Source organism: Rodentibacter sp. Ppn85 (assembly GCF_001999335.1).
Lineage (GTDB): Bacteria > Pseudomonadota > Gammaproteobacteria > Enterobacterales > Pasteurellaceae > Rodentibacter.
On the sequence record NZ_MLHS01000011.1, the window covers coordinates 42,248 to 65,488 of the forward strand.

18 protein-coding genes and 1 CRISPR repeat array are annotated in these 23,241 nt (G+C 44.6%); of the genes, 13 read left to right on the top strand and 5 right to left on the bottom strand.

Features of this window, described 5'->3' with window-relative positions; genetic code table 11:
* Positions 1 to 2 precede the first annotated feature (2 nt).
* A complete protein-coding gene (gene rsmC / locus BKL51_RS01615; RefSeq protein ID WP_077465007.1) occupies positions 3 to 995 on the bottom strand; it encodes a 16S rRNA (guanine(1207)-N(2))-methyltransferase RsmC in 993 nt (330 codons plus the stop codon).
* Between the two features lie 111 nt (positions 996 to 1,106).
* On the opposite strand from rsmC, the gene BKL51_RS01620 reads away from it, so the two are divergent.
* The 3 genes from BKL51_RS01620 to rimI are packed head-to-tail and all read left to right on the top strand — an operon-like array spanning position 1,107 to position 2,543.
* Positions 1,107 to 1,685, top strand: coding sequence for a membrane lipoprotein lipid attachment site-containing protein (locus BKL51_RS01620; protein ID WP_077465008.1), 579 nt, complete (start codon positions 1,107 to 1,109; stop codon positions 1,683 to 1,685).
* Positions 1,686 to 1,693: 8 nt separating this feature from the next.
* On the top strand, positions 1,694 to 2,098 hold the full coding sequence (locus tag BKL51_RS01625; RefSeq protein WP_077465009.1) for a DNA polymerase III subunit psi: 405 nt from the start codon (positions 1,694 to 1,696) through the stop codon (positions 2,096 to 2,098).
* A 4-nt stretch (positions 2,099 to 2,102) separates the two neighbouring features.
* Positions 2,103 to 2,543: a ribosomal protein S18-alanine N-acetyltransferase gene (gene rimI, locus BKL51_RS01630; RefSeq protein ID WP_077465010.1), complete on the top strand. Its 441-nt coding sequence runs from the start codon at positions 2,103 to 2,105 to the stop codon at positions 2,541 to 2,543.
* A gap of 41 nt (positions 2,544 to 2,584) precedes the next feature.
* Here the strand turns inward: rimI and fdhE are convergent, their stop codons facing one another.
* From fdhE to fdnG, 4 genes are all read right to left on the bottom strand, one after another.
* Positions 2,585 to 3,496: a formate dehydrogenase accessory protein FdhE gene (fdhE, locus tag BKL51_RS01635; protein ID WP_077465011.1), complete on the bottom strand. Its 912-nt coding sequence runs from the start codon at positions 3,494 to 3,496 to the stop codon at positions 2,585 to 2,587.
* Positions 3,497 to 3,560: 64 nt separating this feature from the next.
* Complete coding sequence (locus BKL51_RS01640; RefSeq protein ID WP_077465012.1) at positions 3,561 to 4,271, bottom strand: formate dehydrogenase subunit gamma; 711 nt, start codon at positions 4,269 to 4,271, stop codon at positions 3,561 to 3,563.
* Positions 4,264 to 5,187, bottom strand: a complete 924-nt coding sequence (fdxH, locus tag BKL51_RS01645) for a formate dehydrogenase subunit beta (RefSeq protein WP_077465013.1) — start codon at positions 5,185 to 5,187, stop codon at positions 4,264 to 4,266. The genes BKL51_RS01640 and fdxH overlap by 8 nt, the downstream gene beginning before the upstream one ends.
* 3 nt (positions 5,188 to 5,190) lie before the next feature.
* Positions 5,191 to 8,274, bottom strand: a complete 3,084-nt coding sequence (gene fdnG / locus BKL51_RS01650) for a formate dehydrogenase-N subunit alpha (protein ID WP_143530481.1) — start codon at positions 8,272 to 8,274, stop codon at positions 5,191 to 5,193.
* Positions 8,275 to 8,545: 271 nt separating this feature from the next.
* Between fdnG and fdhD the strand changes: the two genes are divergently transcribed.
* From fdhD to cas2, 10 genes are all read left to right on the top strand, one after another.
* Positions 8,546 to 9,361 (top strand): formate dehydrogenase accessory sulfurtransferase FdhD, encoded by an 816-nt coding sequence (fdhD, locus tag BKL51_RS01660; RefSeq protein ID WP_077465016.1) that lies wholly within the window; start codon positions 8,546 to 8,548, stop codon positions 9,359 to 9,361.
* Between the two features lie 677 nt (positions 9,362 to 10,038).
* A complete protein-coding gene (locus BKL51_RS01670) occupies positions 10,039 to 12,309 on the top strand; it encodes a CRISPR-associated helicase/endonuclease Cas3 (RefSeq protein ID WP_077465017.1) in 2,271 nt (756 codons plus the stop codon).
* A gap of 128 nt (positions 12,310 to 12,437) precedes the next feature.
* Positions 12,438 to 13,493 (top strand): SIR2 family protein, encoded by a 1,056-nt coding sequence (locus tag BKL51_RS01675; protein WP_077465026.1) that lies wholly within the window; start codon positions 12,438 to 12,440, stop codon positions 13,491 to 13,493.
* Positions 13,483 to 15,240 carry an ATP-binding protein gene (locus BKL51_RS01680; RefSeq protein ID WP_077465018.1) on the top strand — a complete coding sequence of 586 codons (1,758 nt, stop codon included), beginning with the start codon at positions 13,483 to 13,485 and terminating at the stop codon, positions 15,238 to 15,240. The genes BKL51_RS01675 and BKL51_RS01680 overlap by 11 nt, the downstream gene beginning before the upstream one ends.
* Positions 15,241 to 15,435: 195 nt before the next feature.
* Positions 15,436 to 16,110: a type I-C CRISPR-associated protein Cas5c gene (cas5c, locus tag BKL51_RS01685; RefSeq protein WP_077465019.1), complete on the top strand. Its 675-nt coding sequence runs from the start codon at positions 15,436 to 15,438 to the stop codon at positions 16,108 to 16,110.
* Entirely contained in the window at positions 16,107 to 17,894 is a 1,788-nt protein-coding gene (cas8c, locus tag BKL51_RS01690) for a type I-C CRISPR-associated protein Cas8c/Csd1 (protein ID WP_077465020.1), read from the top strand. Before cas5c ends, cas8c begins: the two co-directional genes overlap by 4 nt.
* A gap of 2 nt (positions 17,895 to 17,896) precedes the next feature.
* Positions 17,897 to 18,760, top strand: coding sequence for a type I-C CRISPR-associated protein Cas7/Csd2 (cas7c, locus tag BKL51_RS01695; protein WP_077465021.1), 864 nt, complete (start codon positions 17,897 to 17,899; stop codon positions 18,758 to 18,760).
* Positions 18,760 to 19,431, top strand: coding sequence for a CRISPR-associated protein Cas4 (cas4, locus tag BKL51_RS01700; RefSeq protein ID WP_077465022.1), 672 nt, complete (start codon positions 18,760 to 18,762; stop codon positions 19,429 to 19,431). Before cas7c ends, cas4 begins: the two co-directional genes overlap by 1 nt.
* Positions 19,432 to 19,743: 312 nt before the next feature.
* Positions 19,744 to 20,757 carry a type I-C CRISPR-associated endonuclease Cas1c gene (gene cas1c, locus BKL51_RS01705; RefSeq protein WP_077465023.1) on the top strand — a complete coding sequence of 338 codons (1,014 nt, stop codon included), beginning with the start codon at positions 19,744 to 19,746 and terminating at the stop codon, positions 20,755 to 20,757.
* A gap of 52 nt (positions 20,758 to 20,809) precedes the next feature.
* On the top strand, positions 20,810 to 21,103 hold the full coding sequence (cas2, locus tag BKL51_RS01710) for a CRISPR-associated endonuclease Cas2 (protein ID WP_077465024.1): 294 nt from the start codon (positions 20,810 to 20,812) through the stop codon (positions 21,101 to 21,103).
* Between the two features lie 190 nt (positions 21,104 to 21,293).
* A CRISPR array of direct repeats spans positions 21,294 to 23,193; the repeat unit is 32 nt; unit sequence GCAGCCGCCTTCAGGCGGCTGTGTATTGAAAC.
* The last annotated feature ends 48 nt before the right edge of the window (positions 23,194 to 23,241 follow it).

The following is a 23,241-nucleotide window of genomic DNA, read 5'->3' on the forward strand; positions in this document are numbered from 1 at the left end:
GGTTAATTTTTTACGGAGTAAACTTTAAATTTTGAAGTTTGAGCCAATACTTCAAACTCCCCAAAATATTGTTGTAATAAAGCGGGATAAGGCAGGAAAGCATTAGCCACAATGCGCAATTCGCCTCCTTGATTTAAATGTCGTTTAGCTTGAGTAATTAGTGTTTTTACCGCTTGATAAGCCGTATCAATACCATCGTGGAAGGGAGGATTGGAAATGATTAAGTCAAATTTTCCTTCAATATCAGAGAAAACATCGCTAGCAAACACTTCGGCTTCTAACTGATTTTCTAAGAGCGTTTTGCGGGCTGATTCCAAAGCCATAGCATGAATATCAGTCATCGTGACATTTGATTTCGGGTTGATTTTTTTTATCATTGAGCCGATTACACCGGCTCCGCAGCCGAGGTCAAGCACCTTACTTTTAATAGCGCGGTTGAGAGTAGAAAGTAAAAGTGCCGTACCTACATCTAATTCATTTGCACTGAACACGCCCGGTAAACTATGGATTGTTAAGCCGTTGAGTTGGGGATGTTGATAGGTTTTCCAAAAATTATTGAGGGAAAAGTGCGGTCGTTTTTTCAGGGAAAAATGGTATAAGCCGCAACGGCGGGCGGAGTCAATTTTAGCAATATCACCAAATGGCGAGAGGATTTTTTCTGCCGAACGTACACCGCAACGATTTTCACCGATGATGAGAATTTCTTGTCCGTCTTGCGCATTGGCAAGGAGTTGCATCAGTTGGAATTGTACTTCTTGCTTATTTTTTGTCCAATAATAAACAATGAGATCCGCCTCACCTTGAAATTCAATTGAAAAATTGACCGCACTTTGGGTGCGGGCGTAATCAAAATAGCAGCTCCAAACCTGAACGGATTGGCAATACTTTGCCAATTTTTGTGGAAATTGATCCTCAATGCCACCGGTAAGTAGCACGGATTTACGGTAAAAAAGGGGAAGATGGCGTTCTAAAACTTCAGTTTCAAGGGACATCACGCTTTGAATCCTGTGGATTATTAGTTAAAATTAGGCGTTATTCTAGCAAAGATAACGCTAATAAAACATTTTTCATTAGTGTTATAGCCAATTTATTATAAGGAATTTTTTATGAAAAAAATCGTACTCGCGGCAACAGTGGCTGCTTTATTATCAGGTTGTCAATTAATTGAACAGATACAAGGTAAAGCTCAAGCCCCTTCTAAAGTTGAAGCGACACCCGAGCAGGTTGAGATATTCAAAAAATTAGATGAACAGTTTGAGCGTGTCAAAAAAACCGGTACTGAAATTGAATTTAATGGTGAAAAATATGTGAAACAAACGAGAGCGGTAAAAGGCGATGATCCTCGTTTTATTAGCTTAGCAGTGAGTTTAGACCGTTCAAATCGTAAATCGGTAACCAGTGAAACTTTTTATCTAAAAGATCTCTCCCATGTATCGACTTTGATGGCAAAATATTGGGATTCCAATAAAAAAGTATGTGATTTGCAAACATTAAACTATGCAAGCACTTCTTACTATGCATGTGATGGCAATAATTTTCAGCGTTTCATCGCCGTAGTACATAAAGAAAAAAATATTCTGTCGTTTCGTAGCCTAAAAACCTATCAGCAAAAACCAACGGAAGCGGAAGAAAATTCAATTGTTAAGAGCTTAATGAGTTATCCGTTTGATACAATTTCCCGTTAATTAAAAAGATGGAAAGACGCAATCTTCTTTTAAAAGAAATGGGGATAACTCAATGGAAACTTCATCGTCCCGAGATATTTCAAGGGGCGGTGGGAATTACTGTGGCGGAACATATTCGTTTTGTGGTGGTATCCGATGAAAATTTGAGTACGTTTCCTTTATTTGACGATGTGTTAATGAGTCTTGAATTAAAGCAAGAAGATTGCCTATGTTTGAATTATGAGCAAGTTCAACATCTTGAGTTAAACCATTCCGTACGCTATTGGTTACTTGCTGAAAATACGGAGAAAATTGACCGCACTTTACCTTATTGCTTGCATGCTGAACGCATCTACCGCTCACCGGAGTATCAGGATTTTCAATCCTCCCCTTCCGCTAAACGGGAACTTTGGCAACAAATTCAACAAGTTTAATTATATGCCTCAAATTTTTACTATTGAAGAACGCGATTTTGAACGTTTGTACGAGATTGAACAACAAGCGCATTTAGTGCCCTGGTCTTTCGGGACGCTAAAAAATAATCAAGGCGAGCGGTATTTGAATCTGAAATTGGTTAAAGATAATCGAATTATCGGATTTGCCATTTGCCAAAGCGTATTGGATGAGGCAACATTGTTTAACATCGCTGTTGAGCCTGCTATGCAAGAGAAGGGATTAGGCACATTCCTTTTGAAGGAATTAATGGAACGGCTTAAAGCGCAAGGCGTTCAAACCCTATGGCTTGAAGTGAGGGAATCTAATCCGGCTCGTTGGTTATATGAAAAACAAGGATTTAATGAGGTGGATATTCGTAAAAATTACTATCCTCTGCCTGATGGCGGAAGGGAAAATGCCGTTGTGATGGCGTGTTATTTGTAAAAATGCGGTCGTTATCAAGGAAATAACGACCGTTTTTTTTGCTAAGTTTCTTGCGGTGGAAAGAGAAATGGATTAAGTCCGCTACGGGAAAAACCTTTTTCTTCCATTTCTACGTCTAAGAAAATAGAGGCTAAATCATCGGCGACCGATTCTACATTAGGATCTTTTTCTTGGAACATCATTTTCAAATAACTTTCGCAACTGCCACAGGTTTCTGCACGAATTAAAGCTAGTTCTTCATTTAACGACCACATTTCCAATTTATCGTGTCCATTACAATTAGTGCATTGGGCGCGTACAAGATTCCATTCGCTTTCACATAAGGCACAGTGTAGATAACGTAAGCCTTGTGATGAGCCAATGTGGATCATACTGGATACCGGCGCAGATCCGCAAACAGGGCAATAGTGGATATTTTCCGTATTTTCCAAACGGCTTGCGTGAGGAATTTGTTGGGCTAATTGTAACCAATAAAGAGAAAGTGCCGCCCAAATAAAAACGGCTTTGTCGCTACTGACTAAATTAAATTCTTCCGCTAACAGCTGAACCGCCATCTGTTCTAGTTCCGCTGTGCCGGCTTTTTCCAGGGATTCAATGGTTGCGATAACTTGTTCGTTTGCTTTGGGTTTTATCTCATGCAAGATTTCGCTGAGATATTCACGCCAGATGTGATTACGTTTGAAAGTTCTTGCATTAAGTGGCTTGACTCCGATTAGATGTTCTAAGTTTTGTTTTTCAAGCGGATTTTTTTCTAATGTATTTAGTTGACTTTCAACTATGTCTGCCGCAAAAAGTAAATAATCAGCAAGCGGGTGTTCTTTTGCCAATTCTCTTAAACGTTTGGCTCTGCGCTGATAAAGATTTTTAGGGTTGGCAAATAGCACGGCAGGTGTTTCGTAAGAATTTGTTTTTTGTTGCTTAATTTCGGATTCTGATAGGATTTTGATACTCATAATGCCTCTTCAATAATAAAAAGTGCGGTCATTTTTAACCGCACTTTTGAAGTTAGTTTTAGACTTAGTCCGCAATACCTTTAAATAAGGCTTTAGGTTTTTCACCTCTTATTTTACGTTCTCTGTCTTTTTCCAGCTCAGGTAGTATTTCTTCACGATACCAACGAGGGTGATGTTTTTTCGCCCAACGAACGGTTACCCAACCTTCCACAATACCGCGAATCGATCCTTTTACCCAAAACGCCATGTATATATGTACCATAATGCCTGTAAATAGCATAAAAGCACTGGCTGAGTGGAGAAGAATCGCAATTCTTAATACCGGAATTGAGAAGTAGTGAGAAAAGTATTGACGCCACATAATGATGCCGGAAACTAACAAGGTAAACATTGCCAAGATCAATGTCCAAAACAACATTTTTTGCCCAAGATTATATTTTCCGTTATCCGATACTGCGTGTTCATTACCTTTTAATACTTCCGTAATACCTTTTAACCAACGAATGTCATTTTTCTCCGGAACATTGTGATGCCAATATAATGAACATAGTAAAATAAAGGCAATAAACATTAAAATCCCGGTGAAAGGATGAATCGCTCGAGCAAGTTGCGGGGTACCTAAAATTTCAGTTAACCAAGCAAAATCAGGGAAGAAAAAGGCTACACCGGTAAACATAGTCAGGAAGAATGAAATGACTAAAAACCAGTGACTTAAACGAGCAGGAATTCGATGACGAACGATACGAGTATCGTTAGTAATTTCAAATTTACTCATCTTCTTTTCCTCCGTGTTTATCTTCGTTCTCAAATTTTTCATGGTGATCTTCGACATCAGTTTCAACATTTGGACCGACGGTTAAGTAATGGCCAAGCTCAGCTAAGGCCAAGCCGCCCATTGCCACAGCCGCAACCGGTTTTAACACATCTTTCCATAAGGTGATACTGAGGTCGATTTGCGGATCTTTCGGGAGACCGTTGTAAAGTTCAGGCTTGTCTGCATGGTGTAGAACGTACATCACGTGTGTGCCACCCACACCTGGTGGATCATAAAGCCCTGCATTTTCATAGCCTCGGGATTTCAGATCGGCAACGCGTTGTTCCGCATAGATTTTCATTTCTTCTTTTGAACCGAAACGAATAGCACCTGTAGGACAGGTTTTGACACAAGCCGGCTCTTGACCGACAGAAACGCGATCGACGCAAAGAGTACATTTGTATACGCGATTGTCATCCGGATTCATTCGAGGAATGTTGAAAGGACAGCCGGCAATACAGTAACCGCAACCGATACATTTATCGGATTGGAAATCAACGATACCGTTTTTGTATTGGATAATTGCACCCGGTGCAGGACAGGCTTTTAAACAACCCGGTTCCGAGCAGTGCATACAACCGTCTTTACGAATTAACCATTCTAAACGATCGTTTTCTTCCACTTCATTAAAACGCATGACTGTCCAAGCTTTGGCATTAAGATCAACGGGATTGTCATAAACGCCTACGCATTGTGCATTAACATCGGAGCGGATGTCATTCCACTCCGAGCAGCCCACCTGGCAGGCTTTACAGCCGATACAGGTGGAAACATCAATCAGTTTTGCCACTTCCACTTTATGATCTCGTGCCTGTGGTGCAGGAGTGAGCCCAGAGGTGGCGGAGATCTTAATAATATCTTGAGATTGTACACTCATCGTTTATGCCTCCGCTTTCTCAATGTTTACCAAGAATGTTTTGTATTCCGGTGTTTGTGTATTGGCTTCACCCCAAGACGGCGTGAGAACGTTGGTGGAGAATCCACGATTTCCTTTACCGTTCAAGGCTTTCATATTCCAGTGAATCGGAATGCCCACGTGATGAACGGTTTTACCGTCAACTTCCAATTCTTTTAAGCGTTTGGTGACAACGGCAACAGCTTTGATATAGCCACGTTTTGAGGTAATTTTCACCATATCGCCTTTTTGGATACCTTTTTCTGCAGCCAATTTTTCCCCTATTTCCACAAATTGTTGTGGTTGGGCAATAATATTAAGCGCAGACTGTGCGGTCCAACTATGGAAATGCTCGGTTAAACGATAAGTAGTTGCGACAAATGGGAACTCTTTATTTGAACCGATAAATTCACGGTCTTCTTTGTAAATCCGCACGGTTGGATCGGTCACTACATTTGGATGGAGCGGGTTTGTATCAATCGGGCTTTCAACCGGCTCATAATGCTCAGGCATTGGGCCGTTATTGATTTTATCGACGGCAAATAAGCGACCCACACCTTCGGCGGACATAATAAACGGACCTGCCTCAGAACCCGGCGGTTGAGTACCATAGTCGGCAATGTCAAACCAGTTCCAGTTTTTACCGTTCCATTTGATTAGCTGACGATGTTTATCCCATGGTTTACCGTTAATATCTAAGGAAGCACGGCTATAAAGCACACGACGGTTTGCCGGCCAAGCGAATCCCCAACCTACCGTACAGCCTAATCCGGATGGATCCGAATTATCTCGATTAGCGGTTTGGTTACCTTTTTCCGTCCATTGACCCACATATAACCAGTTACCTGATGCGGTGTTGCCATCATCACGTAAGTGAGCGAATCCATTGAGTAATTGACCTTTTTTATACATCAGGTTGCCATTTGAATCATAAAGATCTTCAAGAGCATAGCCATTTAATTCTTTCGCTAATTCTTCCGCACTTGGAGAGTGTGGTTGCGCATAATTCCATGTCATTGCTTCAAAAGATTCAATACCACGACCGCCTTCTTTTTTATAGAGTTCGTGCATTTCTTCACGAATCATCGAAAGAATATCCACATCCGGTAATGCTTCGCCCGGTTGATCACAACCTTTCCAGTGCCATTGTGCCCAACGCCCGGAGTTGGCGATTGAACCGTCTTCTTCCGCAAAACAAGTCGTCGGTAGACGGAACACTTCCGTCTGAATGTCCGCAGGATTAACATTGTTTGATTCGCCAAAGTTTTTCCAGAATTCAGAACTTTCGGTTTGAAGCGGATCAAGCACGATTAAGAATTTTAATTTGCTCATACCGGCAAGGGTTTTATTCTTATTCGGTAACGAGTTCAATACGTTGAAGCCTTGTAAAATCCAACCGTGTAGTTGACCGTCATTCATTAATTTCACATGAGTGATAGGGTCGTAAAATCGATCTGTTTTTGGTAAAAAATCAAATCCCCAACCGTTTTCTTTGGTTGCATTATCACCATAAAACGTTTTCATCATACTCACAAAGAATTTCGACGTATTACGATAATAGTTGATTTGACCCGGAACGATGTCTTTTGGCGTAATGGCATTGATATATTGCTCGTAAGAGGAGTCTTTATCGTTTGGTAAACGCATATAGCCAGGTAGGGAAGTCGGTAACAATCCCATATCTGTCGTACCTTGCACGTTTGAGTGTCCGCGTAATGCGTTAATGCCACCACCCGGCATCCCCATATTACCTAATAGTAATTGAATCATTGCCATCGAACGGATATTTTGTGTACCGATAGTATGTTCTGTAAAACCTAGCGCATATAAATGCGTCATTGTTTTATTTGGTTTTGAGGTTTCACCGATTTCCTCACAGATCTGTAAGAATAATTTTTGTTTTACGCCGGTTACACGCTCGACCATTTCAGGTGTGTAGCGAGAAACGTGTTCTTTTAATACATTAATCACACAACGTGGATGTTGTAATGTCATATCACGTTTAGCCTGACCATTTTCATCAAACTGGTAATTCCATGTTGATTTGTCATAACTACGTTTATTTGCGTCGTAACCTGAGAATAGCCCGTCTTCAAATTTAAAGCCTTCATTGACTAAGAAAGAGGCGTTCGTGTAGTGTTTAACATATTCGTGCTGAATCTTATCGTTTTCCAATAGGTAACGAATCACGCCCATTAAGAACGCAATATCGGAACCGGAACGAATCGGAGCATGAAGATCGGCGACAGAAGCCGTACGGTTAAAGCGTGGATCGACGACGATGATTTTTGCACCGTTTTTCTTTGCTTCAATCGCCCAACGGAAGCCAACAGGGTGGGCTTCGGCAGGGTTACCGCCTTGAACGATGATTAAATCGGCATTTTTGATGTCAACCCAGTTGTTTGTCATGGCACCGCGACCAAATGATGGAGCAAGACTTGCTACCGTTGGTCCGTGTCAAGTATTCGCTTGGTTACATACGGGTACCATGCCGAGCATTCGAATCCATTTTTGCGTAAGTAACGCTGCTTCATTGCTCATTGCGGAGGCAGTCATGATCCCCGTGGTTGACCAACGGTTTACGGTTTTCCCGGTTGCATCGGTTTCTACAAAATTGGCATCGCGATCATCTTTCATTAAGCGGGCAATACGTTTGATTGCGTCCTGCCAAGAAAGACGTTCCCATTTGTCGGAACCCGGTGCACGATATTGAGGATATAAAGAACGGCTTTCACTATTTATGTAATCAAGTGCTCCGGCACCTTTTGGACAGAGTGCGCCACGGCTGATAGGGTGGTCTGGATCACCCTCAAGGTGAAATAATTTTGAACGAGTATTTGTACCTGTGTAACTGCTTAAGCCCGTATTAGGTTTGCCTGTACTATAAAGCAACATACCGCAACTGACGGCACAATATGTACAAGTGTTACGGGATTCATAGGCGCGTAATAATTTATATTCACGCGGTGCCGCTAGTGCATTTGCCGGAGCAAAGCCTAACATAGCAGCGGAAGTTCCCGCCATACCACCTGCACAGATCTTAAAGAACTTTCTTCTTGAGACCTGCATAATCACTCCTTTCAGCAATAGATTGCTGAGATATTATTAGATAGTAAGGAAATTCATCTAGAAAATTTAGTTGATTTCGTTAGAATAATGCCAATCAACAGACTAAATCGAGTATAAAAAAACATCAATTTAAGCTTGTCGTAGAATACCTATTTTTTAGTGATAAATCCATAATCAAAATGCATTATATCCACAAAATACGTGATTAAGATCACGAAATTAGCAAAAAAAGTTAACATTTTTGTTACATGATTTAATAGGCAGGTTATCAATGAATGGGTTAATTGAACAATCCGTCAATTTTTTCTTAAAAAAGCCAAAAACATCAGAAAAATCAACCGCACTTTTACAAACAAAAAATGATTTTCTCGCTGTTGAAACCCCGGTTTCACTTGTTTATAACGGTATTTCTCATGCTGTGATGATGTGCTCTCCGCAAGATTTGGAGGATTTTGCTTTAGGTTTTTCTTTAACGGAAGGTATTATTAATCAACCTACTGATATTTATGGCATTGACGTGCAAGAAGTATGTAATGGCATTGAAGTACAAATTGAGCTTTCCAGCCGTCAATTTATGGCACTTAAAGAGCATCGACGAAATCTTACCGGACGTACGGGGTGCGGAATTTGTGGTACGGAACAGTTAAACCAAGTATATAAAAACTTTCCTAAATTAGACCGCACTTTTCGGTTTGATGTTAATTTGTTAGATCATTGCCTTTCTACATTGCAGGAAAATCAACAATTAGCTAAACAGACCGGCGCAACACACGCCTGTGCATTTTTTGATTTACAAGGTAATGTACTTGCTATCCGAGAAGATGTTGGACGGCATGTAGCGTTGGATAAACTGCTTGGCTGGTATGCTAAAACCGATAAAGAACAGGGCTTTATTTTGACATCAAGTAGAGCAAGCTATGAAATGGTGCAAAAAGCAATTTCATGCCGTGTAGAAATGTTAGTTGCGATTTCCGCAGCAACGGATTTGGCGATCAAGATGGCTGAAACTCACCATTTAACATTGGTCGGATTTGCAAGAGAAGGCAAGGGAAATATTTACACAGGAAAAGAGCGGTTGATTTTTTAGGTGTTTTTTAGCGATAAATTGTTTCATTGATTTTTTTCGTAAAAAAGCCGAGGCCGATTAAATAGTCTCGCCTTTTTTGATTAAAATTTATTCCCCTTTCATTTCTTTCATCCTGCGCTCCACTAAACGTTTCGCTTCTTGGTCGGTAACAAACCGAATGAAATCAATATCAATTAATTTTAATTTCATCGGCATGGGGAGATTGGGATGCGATTTTACATGGATATTGTTCGGTAACTGATAGGAATTGGCTTCAGTCCACGGAATTTTTTTGTACTTCGGCGGAAAGAGCAAAGTCTATAATTTCTAGGTTTCACCCATTTTTGATTATACTTACCACCCTAGAGTGTATTTTTCTGCTTTGAGCTTGCCTGGCATAGTGGGTCATCATGCAGCCTTATTATGAATCAAAGAGAAAAGTAAGTCAGCGCTTGAGGAAGAGAAGATTAGTTTTCTACATCAGTGCTAATAGCTTCAGGTTTACCGGTATCTCTCAGCGATTTTGTACCCCGACTAACCGAATCCGCCATAAGCTGTCACTCTAAATTTTTGTAAAGAACGGAGTGATGAATCTATTGTAAATAAAAAATTGATCTACCTCTCATAAATAACTTTTGCCAATATACATTTAATTTTTCTTTTTGTAAGATTTAGATGTCTAGTAAAGGTTATTTTTTATGAAAAAAGAGAAAGTTTATTACGCTCATTCCACCGAAAGTTTTTCAGAATCTCAGTGGCAAATTTTACAGAATCATTTGTCCCAAGTCGCTGAAATGTCAGCTAATTTTGCTTGTTTTTTTGGTTCGCAAGAGATAGCAAGGAATACGGCTAAATTGCACGACTTGGGCAAATATACGGAAGCATTTGATAGGCGACTGCGGGGTGGGCCTTCCGTTGACCACGCCACTGCAGGTGCAAAAATTGCGGTCGAACGTTGGGGCATGGCAGGCAAGCTGATGGCTTTCTGCATTGCTGGCCATCATGCCGGCCTGGCAAACGGTGGTGGAGAGGGGGATAACCGCCGCACCTTAGTACAACGCCTCGCGCTGGCTTTCGGCAAAGATATCCCCGAGCTTGATCCTGTTTGGCAGCAGGAAATCCCATTGCCTGAAAAAATACCCGCCCCGCCCTTGAAAACCGATGCGCATCATAAATGGTTTTCCTATGCCTTCTTTACCCGTATGTTGTATTCCTGCTTGGTGGATGCCGATTTTCTCGATACCGAAGCTTTTTATGCTTCTGTTGAAAACAAAGCTATACAGCGTGGCAATTATCCCGATTTAAATGCACTGCAACAGCGTTTCAATACCTTTATCGAATCTTTTAAAATGCCTGCCAAACAGGCTCCGGTGACAGAAGCGGAGCAACGCCGCGCCGCGCTTAATCGCTTGCGCAGTAGCATTCTCGACCATGCCGTTGCACAAGCCGACGAGCTACCCGGTCTATTTACTCTTACTGTGCCTACTGGCGGCGGCAAAACCTTTACCTCGATGGCGTTTGCCTTGGAACACGCCAAACGGCACGGTATGCGTCGCGTGATTTATGTTATCCCCTTTACCAGCATCATCGAGCAAAACGCTGCCGAGTTTCGTAAAGCCTTCGGTGATTTGGGCGAAGCCGCCGTGTTGGAACACCACAGTACTTTTGACGACAGCAAGCTCAAAAATCAACATAGCAAAGACAAACTGCGCCAAGCCTCCGAAAACTGGGATATGCCTGTGGTTGTGACCACCGCCGTGCAGTTTTTCGAATCGCTGTTTGCCGACCGTTCTTCACGCTGCCGTAAACTGCACAATATCACCGGCAGCGTAATTATTCTCGACGAAGCGCAAATGTTGCCGCTCAATCTGCTGCTGCCTGTGATGCAAGCCATCAAAGAGCTGGCTCAAAACTACCGTTGCAGCGTGGTGATGTGCACCGCCACTCAACCCGCTGTGCAGGTGGAACACGGCTTTTACCACGGTTTTGAAAATGTACGCGAAATTGCCCCTAATCCGACCGCACTTTTCGAACAACTGCGTCGAACCAGCGTACAACATATCGGTCTGCAAACCGATACCGACCTGTTGGAGAAGCTAGGTCAGCACTCACAAATGCTCATTATCGTCAATAACCGCCGCCACGCCCGAGACCTGTATGACAATGCCAAGCAGTTTGATGGCGTATTCCTTCTCACCACCCTGATGTGTGCCAAACACCGTACCCAAATGCTGGAAACCATCCGAGATCGTCTGAAAAACAGCAAACCCTGCCGCGTGATTGCGACATCTTTGATTGAAGCGGGCGTTGATGTTGATTTTCCGTTGGTGATGCGCGCTGAAGCCGGGCTAGATTCTGTCGCTCAAGCCGCCGGACGCTGCAACCGCGAAGGTAAAAGACTGGCTGAAGAAAGTTTTGTCTGGATCTTCCAGCCCGAAGCGCAATGGAAAGCCCCTGCCGAACTCGGCCTGCTCTCCGGCGTGATGCGCTCCGTAGTGCGGCAGCATGCCGACGATTTACTATCGGTGGAAGCTATTACCAGCTACTTTAGCGAAGTTTACCAACTCAAAGGCGCAGAACTCGATCAGCGCAAAATCCTCGCTATGCACCACAACGCAGGCAGCAGCCTCAACTTCCCCTTCCAAACCATCGCAACAAAGTTCCGCATGATCGAAACCCATATGCAGCCGCTCATCATCCCGTTCGACGATGAGGCCGAGCGCCTAATCGACAGCCTGCGCCACGCCGACCAAATCGGTAGCCTGCTGCGCAAACTCCAGCGTTACACCGTACAAATACCCGAAAGTTCACTGGACGCTTTGCTGAAAGCCGGACGCATCGAAGCCATCAACGAACACACCTTCGGCAAGCAGTTCTATGGCCTGATTGGGTTGGATTTGTATGATGAGGTGGCGGGGTTTAGTTGGGAGGATGTGGGGTTTTTGAAGGCGGAGAGGTTGATTTTATAATTTAACTTCTTTATAAGTTGAATTTTTATGGTAAAGTAAGTAATATCGCATATAGGTATTATTCTGTATGTGGTTTTTTTAGAAAATACGCTTTCGATATATGTTTGTTGGGGGGGATTGTTGGACAAATGAATGAGACAGAACTAAACGAATTAAAGAAATGGTTGCAAACGGTCTTTATTGATAATTTGGTCATTGTTGTTGGTTCGGGTTTGTCGTGTGCTGAGGGATTACCCAGTATGGGGAAATTAGCCGAGAGATTAAAAGAGAAAATTGCGGAATATCTTTCTGAAGAAAAGGATAAAGTAGCATGGAATGCTATTGTAGGTATCCTTGATTCAGAGGGTTTAGAGGCTGCTTTGTTAAAACAACAGCAAGCTAATGAATCTATTGAATCAGCAATCATTAAGATAACGGCTGAATACGTCTTGTGTGAAGAGCAAAAAACTATCAATAAATGTATTGCTGAAAATAAGAAGCTCAAATTTTCTTATTTGCTTTCGCATGCTTCGGCGGCAAATCCAAAAGTTGCTCGTGTGATCACAACTAACTACGATAGGTTGATTGAATTTGCCGCAGAGTATGAGAATTGGGGGGTGGATTCAATGATGGTTGGGCGCTATTGGGGTAAGCATGATCCTGATTTGAGCAATAAACTACAAGTAAGGGATATTAGTGTGAAAGGGAAAACTCCAAAACTGGTTTATCGAGATCATATTAAAATTTTTAAGCCACACGGCAGTTTAGATTGGTTTATGGCAGGTGATATTCCGATGACAAGTTGTATAGGAAGTACGGAAGAGCCTTTGATTATCACACCTGGCGTCGGTAAGTATAAAAAAGGCTATGGGCAACCGTTTGATGCTCATAGGGAGCAGGGAAACAGAGCAATTGATGATGCTGCTTCAATTTTGTGCATTGGGTATGGCTTTAATGACGATCACCTTCAAACGCATTTAACTGCAAGAATTAGAAGTGGAGTTAAGACACTGCTTTTGACAAGGGGACTGTCAGATAATGCCCGAAAAGTAGTCAATGAATCATCAAATTGTAAGGCTCTTATTTTTAATGAAAATCCGTTGGGCACCATGGTTATCTGCAAGGAAGGGGAGAAATTGATTCCTGATGTGCAATGGTGGGATGTTGAATATTTCGTAAAAGAGGTTTTGGAAAATGGTCGATGAAAAATTAAAGTTTGAAGATAAGGATCGCTTAGGTAAAGTTGTAACGGTAGATACAAGTCGGGTTTTGATTTCAGTTGAAGAACATCAGCAGATGACGAGTATTGCTGTTGGTAATTTGATCGCGATTCAAGGTCGAATGGCTTCGGAATTTTTGATTGGCATTATTGAAAGAGTAACGCGCTCTATCAGTGAAAAATTACTTTTGGAGGAGGCTGCGGATGATGGCTCGATTCCATTGGGAGAAAGCCAAGATGATTTTATTAAAGCAGTTTTAATTGGGACTTATAGAACTGTTGATGGGAGTTTGAGCAATACGTTTAAACGGGGTGCGGATTGTTTCCCACAAATTGATAGGGATTGTTTTCATCTCAGTGGCGGCAACTTGCAATTATTTATGAATTTGCTGTCAGCCAATGCAAAAGAAAATGAGCGGTTAACATTGGGTCATTTTATGGCTGATGAAACGGCAGTCGCTGTGGCAAATGGTGATAAATTTTTTCAACGACACGCCGCGATTTTAGGTAGTACCGGTTCTGGTAAAAGTTGGTCGGTTGCATTGATATTAGAGCGCGCCGCAGCACTACAATCTGCCAATCTTATTGTATTTGATATGCATGGGGAATACTCTTCTTTGTGTGAAGGGAAAAATCCTATAGCTCAACAATACCGTATTGCTGGGCCGGGGGATTTGGATGGTTCTGATACTAGTAGTTTGTTTATACCGTATTGGCTATTGAATAGAGAAGAAATGTTAGCTTTAGTTCTTGACCGTAGTGATAATAATGCACCAAATCAAGTGGCAAGATTTACTGAACATGTTCGTTCACTTAAGGAAAAAACATTAAAAAATAATGAGAAAAATGATGTTCTTGAAACATTTACCGTTGATTCTCCGATTCCATATGACATAAATATCTTGCTTGAATATCTAAATAATGACGATACTGAAATGGTAAAGAGAAGTGGTAGCAGTAGCAGCAATTTAAAGCAAGGTACATGGTTTGGAAAATTAACCAGATTCATAAGCCGTTTGAAAGCCAAAATTGACGATAGAAGATGTGGATTTATGTTCCAACCGCCTGATGAATGTAATGGCTACGGGTGGTTGGAAGAAATGTTGATGAAATTGTTTACTGCTTCTGATGAACAGAAAGGTATCAAAATAATTGATTTTTCCGAAGTTCCATCGGATGTGTTACCGATTGTTACAGGGGTTCTTGCCCGCCTTTTATACAATATTCAGTTTTGGATGGATAAAGATTCCCGCCATCCTCTGACGATTATTTGTGATGAAGCACATCTGTATCTTCCTGTCCGCGATTCAGCGGAAGCCGCAGAAAAACGCGCATTAGAGGCTTTTGAACGGATTGCAAAAGAAGGTCGGAAATATGGAGTCTCTCTGTTAGTTGTCAGTCAACGCCCTTCAGATGTAAGCCGAACAATTTTGAGCCAATGTAATAACTTCTTGGTTCTGCGTTTAACAAACGATCAAGATCAGAGTGTTGTTAAACGGCTGTTACCTGAATCAATGGTTGGTATCACTGATATATTGCCTCTATTAGACTTAGGCGAAGCGTTATTATTGGGGGATTCAATTTTACTTCCTGCACGCATCAAGCTTGCCAAACCGAGAATTGCACCAGAAAGTGCAACTCGACAATTTTGGTCTGAGTGGGCAAACCAGACACCTAAACAAGATGCTGTATCTAAAGCAGTGGAAGCATTGAGAAGACAAGTTCGTACCTAAAATATTGCTGTTTAAAGTTTCAAATGGTACTTTTCAAAAAGTGCGGTCAGTTTTCCACTATTTTTAAAGGCCGTCTGAAACGCTGAAAGATTCGCAGCCTTAAGCTGCGTGGATTGAAACTAAAGAAGTTAAATTAATGAGTAGGTTCGCCTCCCTTCGGGGGCGTGTATTAACAAAACCATAGGAGAATAAAAAATGAATAGGGTACGCCTACACATTTGGGGCGATTACGCCTGTTTTACCCGTCCGGAAATGAAGGTGGAGCGGGTGTCTTATGATGTCATCACGCCGTCGGCGGCGCGCGGGGTACTGGCGGCAGTGCACTGGAAGCCGGCGATCCACTGGGTGATTGATCGCATTTATGTATTGAAACCGATCCGTTTTGAATCGGTGCGGCGCAATGAATTGGGTAGTAAGATTTCTGAGAGCAAGGTGAGCGGGGCGATGCGGCGCAAGAGTGTAGCCGATTTGTATACACTGATTGATGACGACCGCCAGCAGCGTGCGGCGACAGTGTTGAAAGATGTGGGCTATATAATTGAAGCCCATGCAGTGCTGACGGCAAAAGCGGGTGCGGACGAAACAATTACTAAGCATATCGAGATGTTTAAACGGCGGGCGTCGAAAGGGCAGTGTTTTCAGCAGCCATGCATGGGTGTACGCGAGTTTCCGGCGCATTTTGCTTGGGTGGACGATGACAGTAGTTTTCCTGAATCTTGCCTGTCTGAAAACGAAATCAACCGCGATTTGGGCTGGATGCTGCACGATATTGATTTCGACCACGGCAATCTGCCGAAATTTTTCCGTGCCGAGATGAAAAACGGGGTAATTGATGTGCCACCGTTTTACGCCGAGGAGGTGAAAGCATGATTCTGGCTTCTCTGGCGCGTTATTACCGCCGCTTGGCAACGCAAAACGATGATGTTGGTAACCCGAAAGTGCCGCCTTACGGCTTTAGCGAGGAAAAAATCGGCTGGATTTTGGTGTTGGATAAAGAAGGCCGCCTGAAAGACGCGGTGCCGAATTTAACGGCAGATAAAAAGCCGCAGCCGAAACTGATGAGTGTGCCGCGCCCTGAAAAACGCACATCGGGCGTCAAGCCGAATTTTCTGTGGGACAAAACCGCTTATGCCTTGGGCGTGGAAGCCAATAAAGATAAGGCGCAGGCGAAAACCGAACCGGTGGTGCCGTCTGAAAAAACCTTCGCGGCATTCCGGCAATATCATTTGGATGTATTGCAACACGAACAAGACGAAGGGTTGCAGGCACTCTACCGTTTTTTACAACACTGGCAGCCTGCGCAATTTGCCGATTATCCGTGCCTGTCTGAAACTTTGGATGCCAATGTGGTGTTTGCTTTGGATAAGCCTTCCGCCCTGATTCACAAACGCGAAGCGGCGCAAGAATTGTGGGCAGGCCGTCTGAAAAGCGACGAAGCGGAGCAGGGTTTGTGTTTAATCAGCGGCGAAGAAGCACCGATTGCGCGGCTGCATCCGGCGATTAAGGGCGTGTTTGGCGGGCAGAGTTCGGGCGGCTCGATTATTTCGTTTAACAAAGAATCCTTTGCTTCGTTTGGCAAAGAGCAGGGGGCGAATGCGCCGGTGTCGGAAGTATCCGCCTTTGCTTATACCACCGCGCTGAACTATCTGCTGCGCCGCGAAAACGGCCATTGCCTGACCATCGGCGATGCCAGCACGGTATTTTGGGCGGAAGCCGCCGACAGCGAAACCGCCGCCGCAGCCGAAGATTTCTTTGCCGACATCATGACCCCGCCCGATGACGAGCAGCAAAGCCAAAAAGTATTCGATATTTTGGCGCAAATCGCCAAAGGCCGCCCTTTGCAGGAAATCGCGCCCGATCTGTCGCCCGATACCCGCTTTTATATCTTGGGCTTGGCGCCGAATGCGGCGCGAATTTCCATCCGCTTTTGGCTGGATACCACGTTCGGGCAGCTTGCGGAGAATCTAGCGCAGCATTGGCAGGATTTAGCGTTGGAGCCTCGACCGTGGAAAATAGCACCGTCGGTGTGGCGTTTGTTGCTTCAGACGGCTGTGTTAGGCAAAAGCGAAAATATTTCCCCCGTTTTGGCGGGCGAGATGATGCGTGCCGTGATTGGCGGTACGCTGTATCCCATGAGCCTATTATCGCAGCTAATTGCTCGCATCCGAGCAGACGGTGATGTCAACGGCTTACGCATTGCCATGATTAAAGCCGTGTTACAGCGGCGTTTCAGAAAAGGTCTTATTCACGAGGAGGTTTACATGAGTTTGAACACCGAAAGCCGAAATCCGGCTTATCTGCTTGGGCGGCTATTCGCTGTGCTTGAGCGCATTCAGTATCAGGCACTAGGCGAATTAAATGCCGGCATTGCAGACCGCTATTACGGTTCTGCATCCGCCGTACCGTTTTCCGTTTTTCCGCGTCTATTGTCGGGCGCTAAACATCATTTATCACGCCTGCGCAAAGACAAATTCGGCATGGCGGTCAATCTCGACAAAGATTTGGGTGAGATTATCGCCATGTTGCCTGAAGTTTTCCCGCGCCATTTGAGCATTGATGAACAGGGACGCTTTGGCATCGGCTATTACCAACAAAAGCAAAGCTACTTTGCTAAAAAAGACCTCACAGTTACTCAAACGCATGAAGGAGAATAAACATGTCTATTCAAAACCGCTATGAATTCGTTTACTTTTTTGATGTAGCCAACGGCAACCCTAACGGCGACCCCGACGCCGGCAATATGCCGCGCCTAGATCCCGAATCCAGCAAAGGCTTGGTTACCGACGTGTGCCTGAAGCGCAAAATCCGCAATTTTGTCGAACTCGCCAGCGAAAACCAGCCGGGCTACGAAATCTACGTGAAAGACAAAGGCGTGCTGAACCTGCAAAACAAACGCGCCTATGAAGCCTTGGGCATCGAATCCGAAGCCAAAAAACTGCCCAAAGATGAAGCCAAAGCCCGCGACATCACCGCTTGGATGTGCAAAAACTTCTTCGATATCCGCACCTTCGGCGCCGTGATGACCACCGAAGTCAACAGCGGCCAAGTGCGCGGCCCCGTGCAACTGGCGTTCGCCCAATCCATCGACCCCATCGTGCCGCTGGAAATCTCCATTACCCGCATGGCGGTAACCAACGAAAAAGACCTCGAAAAAGAGCGCACCATGGGGCGCAAATACATCGTCCCCTATGCCCTTTACCGTGTACACGGCTTTATCTCCGCCAACCTTGCCGCCAAAACCGGCTTTTCCGACGAAGATTTGGCCAAACTCTGGCAAGCCCTGCAATTGATGTTCGAGCACGACCGCTCCGCCGCCCGAGGCGAAATGGCGGCGCGCAAGCTCATCGTGTTCAAACACGACACCGCACTGGGCAGCGTGCCCGCGCACAAACTGTTCGACGCCGTTAAAGTCGAACGCATCAATGGTGAAAGCGATACGCCTGCCTCGAGTTTTGCCGACTATCAAATTCGCATTGATTCAGACGGACTAAATGGCGTGAGTGTAGAAGAATTGCTGTAATGTCCGATTTGATAAATTCCATAGCAACGCCATTGCTTGCAGACGCAGGGAAAGAACAGGATTTGCCTACTATTTCCCTCTCCGCCCTACAACACTATGCTTTCTGCCCACGTCAATGTGCATTGATTCACAATGAGCAGGTATGGGCGGAGAACTATTTGACTGCGCAGGGGCGTTCGTTGCACGAGCGGGTGGATTCGGGAGAACCGGAAACACGCAAAGGCGTACGTTTTGAGCGTAGTGTGCATGTGTCGGCGCAGCGGCTAGGTATCAGTGGTATTGTCGATATGGTGGAACGTCATATTCAGACAGGCTGTCTGAAACCGGTGGAATACAAACGAGGCAAGCCAAAACCAGAACCGTTTGATGAAATCCAGCTTTGCGCACAGGCGTTGTGTTTGGAGGAGATGACGGGACAAACTATAGCTGAGGGTGCGCTGTGGTATATGCAAACTCGCCACCGCATGCCCGTGCTGTTTTCAGATGATCTACGCACAAAAACACTATCCGTTATTGTCCAAGTGCGCGAGCTTTTGGCAAGCGGGAAAAATCCGCCGCCAGTGTATGGCAAACGCTGTAAAGCCTGTTCACTGGTGGAGATCTGTCAGCCGAAGTTGTTGGAGAAGGATAGGTCGGTAAGGTATGTGGAGGTGTTATTTGGGGAAGATTAGCAAGCTAGCCGCAGCCAAGTGTAGGGTATGCTCCCTTGGGGGCTCACACATTGGTGGGTATTCTACGCTGCTAAAAAGACTGATTTTTTCAGACTGACTTGGAAGTCGTCAATGGATAAAACGCGTGCGTAGTTTTGCTACACACTATACAAGAGTATTTAAGAAGTCTAAGGTGTAATCCGACAAAATCATTAAATTGACCAAAGCTTGTTTGACTAAACACAATCTACGGTAAAACTGTTTTCAGGCGAGCTAAACAGTAATCCGTTTCAAAAATAAAAGTGCGGTCAAAATCAAGGGAGTTTTTCAACCATGCGAAAACTGCAAAATACGCTCTACATCACCACGCAGGGCAGTTATCTGCATAAGGATCGGGAAACGTTAGTGGTGGAGCAGGGGTACAAAAAGGTGGCTCAGTTGCCGGTGCATTCTATCGGGCACATTTTCTGTTTCGGCAATGTACTAGTGTCGCCGTTTTTGATGGGGTTTTGTGGAGAAAATAATGTGAATCTGGCATTTTTCACCGAAAATGGACGTTTTTTGGGGCGGTTGCAGGGACGGCAGAGCGGTAACGTGTTGCTACGAAGGGCACAATATCGTCTGTCGGAACACAACCCTGTGCCGATTGCTCGGCATATTATTGCGGCGAAGATTCAGTCGGGTAAGCGGGTGTTGCAGCGGCGACTACGCAATCATGGCGAACTGGAGGAAGTGAAGGTGGTGGTGTCTGCGATGAATTTCGCTTTGCAGCAATTGAAGCGGGTGCAAAGTTTGGAGTTAATTCGCGGAATTGAGGGCGATGCGGCGGCACGTTATTTCGGTGTGTTCCGCCATTTGCTACGTGAAAACAGCGGTTTTGTGTTCGACGGGCGTAATCGCCGCCCGCCACGTGATGAGGTGAATGCGCTGCTGTCATTTGTGTATAGTATTTTGGGCAAGGATATTAGCGGTGCGCTGCAAGGCGTGGGTTTGGATCCTCAGGTGGGTTTCTTACACGCTGACCGCCCAGGGCGCGATAGTTTGGCGCAGGATATTTTGGAGGAGTTTCGAGCGTGGTGGGCGGACAGATTGGTGCTGTCGCTGATTAATCGAGGCCAGATTAAGCCTCAGGATTTTGTGACTGAGGCGGGTGGGGCAGTGAATATCAAGCCGGAGGCGCGCAAGCTACTGTTCCAAACTTTGCAGGTGAAAAAGCAAGAAAAGATTGTACATCCGTTTTTACAGGAAGAAGTGGTCGTCGGTCTGTTACCGCATATTCAAGCCATGTTACTGGCTAGGCATTTACGCGGCGATTTGGTGGAGTATCCCCCGTTTTTGATGCGGTAATTCTCAATAAAATGAGGGCGAAAATCTTAATGTTTTTTGGAGTGAGTTATTTATGATGATGTTAATTACCTATGATATCTCTTTTGAGACAGATGATGGTGAAGCAAGGTTACGTAGAATAGCCAAACATTGTTTGGATTATGGCGTTCGCGCACAATATTCCGTGTTTGAATGTGATGTAACGCCTGATCAATGGGTAGTTCTAAAAGAGAAACTTCTCAATACTTATGATCCTAAATGTGATAGTTTACGGTTTTATCATTTGGGGAGTAAATGGCGTAATAAAGTAGAACATCATGGAGCAAAACAATCAATAGACATCTTTAAGGATACGCTGATTCTGTAATTCGCTAGCCTATAGTTATCAAGAAAAAGCTGAGCGGTTAGCGATAATAAAAGTTCTTTAAAAATTAGTATTTTATAAAAGTGAAGTATGGCAAGAAGAGCTGTGTTATACTTCGCATCACTTCCAAAGTAGAAGCTTAGCGAATTAGGGGCTGTAAAGCCTTATAGTGAAAGGCTTCAAAAGCTAGGGAGCAGCCGCCTTCAGGCGGCTGTGTATTGAAACTGATTTTGGCGAAGTCAAAATCAGAAATAAAGGCAGCAGCCGCCTTCAGGCGGCTGTGTATTGAAACATATCGTCATTGATGATGGTCTGACGGGTAATACGCAGCCGCCTTCAGGCGGCTGTGTATTGAAACACGCCATTGAGCATTAACGCACCAAGTACCATTTGGCAGCCGCCTTCAGGCGGCTGTGTATTGAAACGCAAAAGTCAAAGCGATTTTAAAGTGAAAAGCGGCGCAGCCGCCTTCAGGCGGCTGTGTATTGAAACAGCCGTTAAAAGACGCTAGAGCGAAAAGTTACGGTGAGCAGCCGCCTTCAGGCGGCTGTGTATTGAAACAAAAGTTCTCGCACGCTGCCAATAGTGAGCTCTTGGCAGCCGCCTTCAGGCGGCTGTGTATTGAAACAAGCCCAAATCTTCCACATCTGCGCCATTTACAAAAGCAGCCGCCTTCAGGCGGCTGTGTATTGAAACACTTATCGTGAGAAACGTTTTGCAGAGGGGGCGTGCAGCCGCCTTCAGGCGGCTGTGTATTGAAACTATGATGAATTAAATGAGCGCACTCATTTACCGGGCAGCCGCCTTCAGGCGGCTGTGTATTGAAACCAATATGGCTTTTGCAACCAGTATGAATGAAGCCGCAGCCGCCTTCAGGCGGCTGTGTATTGAAACATTTTATGTCGAGTACCTGCACATATTGCAGACAGCAGCCGCCTTCAGGCGGCTGTGTATTGAAACATCAGTCCCTTGTTTTGCGTGCAATAACGGAACAGCAGCCGCCTTCAGGCGGCTGTGTATTGAAACATTTATTGAGTTAATGGCTAAATCTGGCTATTCAGGCAGCCGCCTTCAGGCGGCTGTGTATTGAAACACTTTACAGAACATGGATAAAGTAAAAGAAAATGGCAGCCGCCTTCAGGCGGCTGTGTATTGAAACTTATCAAATAGAACCTATAAGGGGCTATCATTATGCAGCCGCCTTCAGGCGGCTGTGTATTGAAACCCGGGTCATTCCCTAAATGCCCCACTATAATGACGCAGCCGCCTTCAGGCGGCTGTGTATTGAAACCCATTGATATTGTTCATTTGCATATTGCCCCAGTTGCAGCCGCCTTCAGGCGGCTGTGTATTGAAACACCGCCAACCCCACAACGCTGTCTTGTTTGTAAAAGCAGCCGCCTTCAGGCGGCTGTGTATTGAAACAGAAGATAAGGAATTAATGTCGGCTCAAACTCTTGCAGCCGCCTTCAGGCGGCTGTGTATTGAAACAATCTAAAGGGGATTGGGTGTCTTTTCGACCAAGCAGCCGCCTTCAGGCGGCTGTGTATTGAAACTTTAAAGATGGAAAAACATTTAAGTTACATAGTGAGCAGCCGCCTTCAGGCGGCTGTGTATTGAAACTCAAACTGTCGAGAATAGCCACGATATTTTATTAAGGCAGCCGCCTTCAGGCGGCTGTGTATTGAAACAAAAGCTAAAACAACTTTGACTGCAATTGCTATTTGCAGCCGCCTTCAGGCGGCTGTGTATTGAAACTCCCATAAGGGTGACAGTTATTCGCATCAGGAATCGGCAGCCGCCTTCAGGCGGCTGTGTATTGAAACCGCAGATGCGGCGGCAACCGCAGCCGGGAATTACAGCAGCCGCCTTCAGGCGGCTGTGTATTGAAACCTCGTAATACCAATACCGTATGGCGTGCGTTCAAGCAGCCGCCTTCAGGCGGCTGTGTATTGAAACAGAGCAAGTAGGGATACCGGTTGTGACGTATAGCTGCAGCCGCCTTCAGGCGGCTGTGTATTGAAACTAACCAAGTTGTCGATTCATCAACCAGTTATTTAGGCAGCCGCCTTCAGGCGGCTGTGTATTGAAACCCCCAATTACAAGCCATTTACGGTAAGGATAAAGCGCAGCCGCCTTCA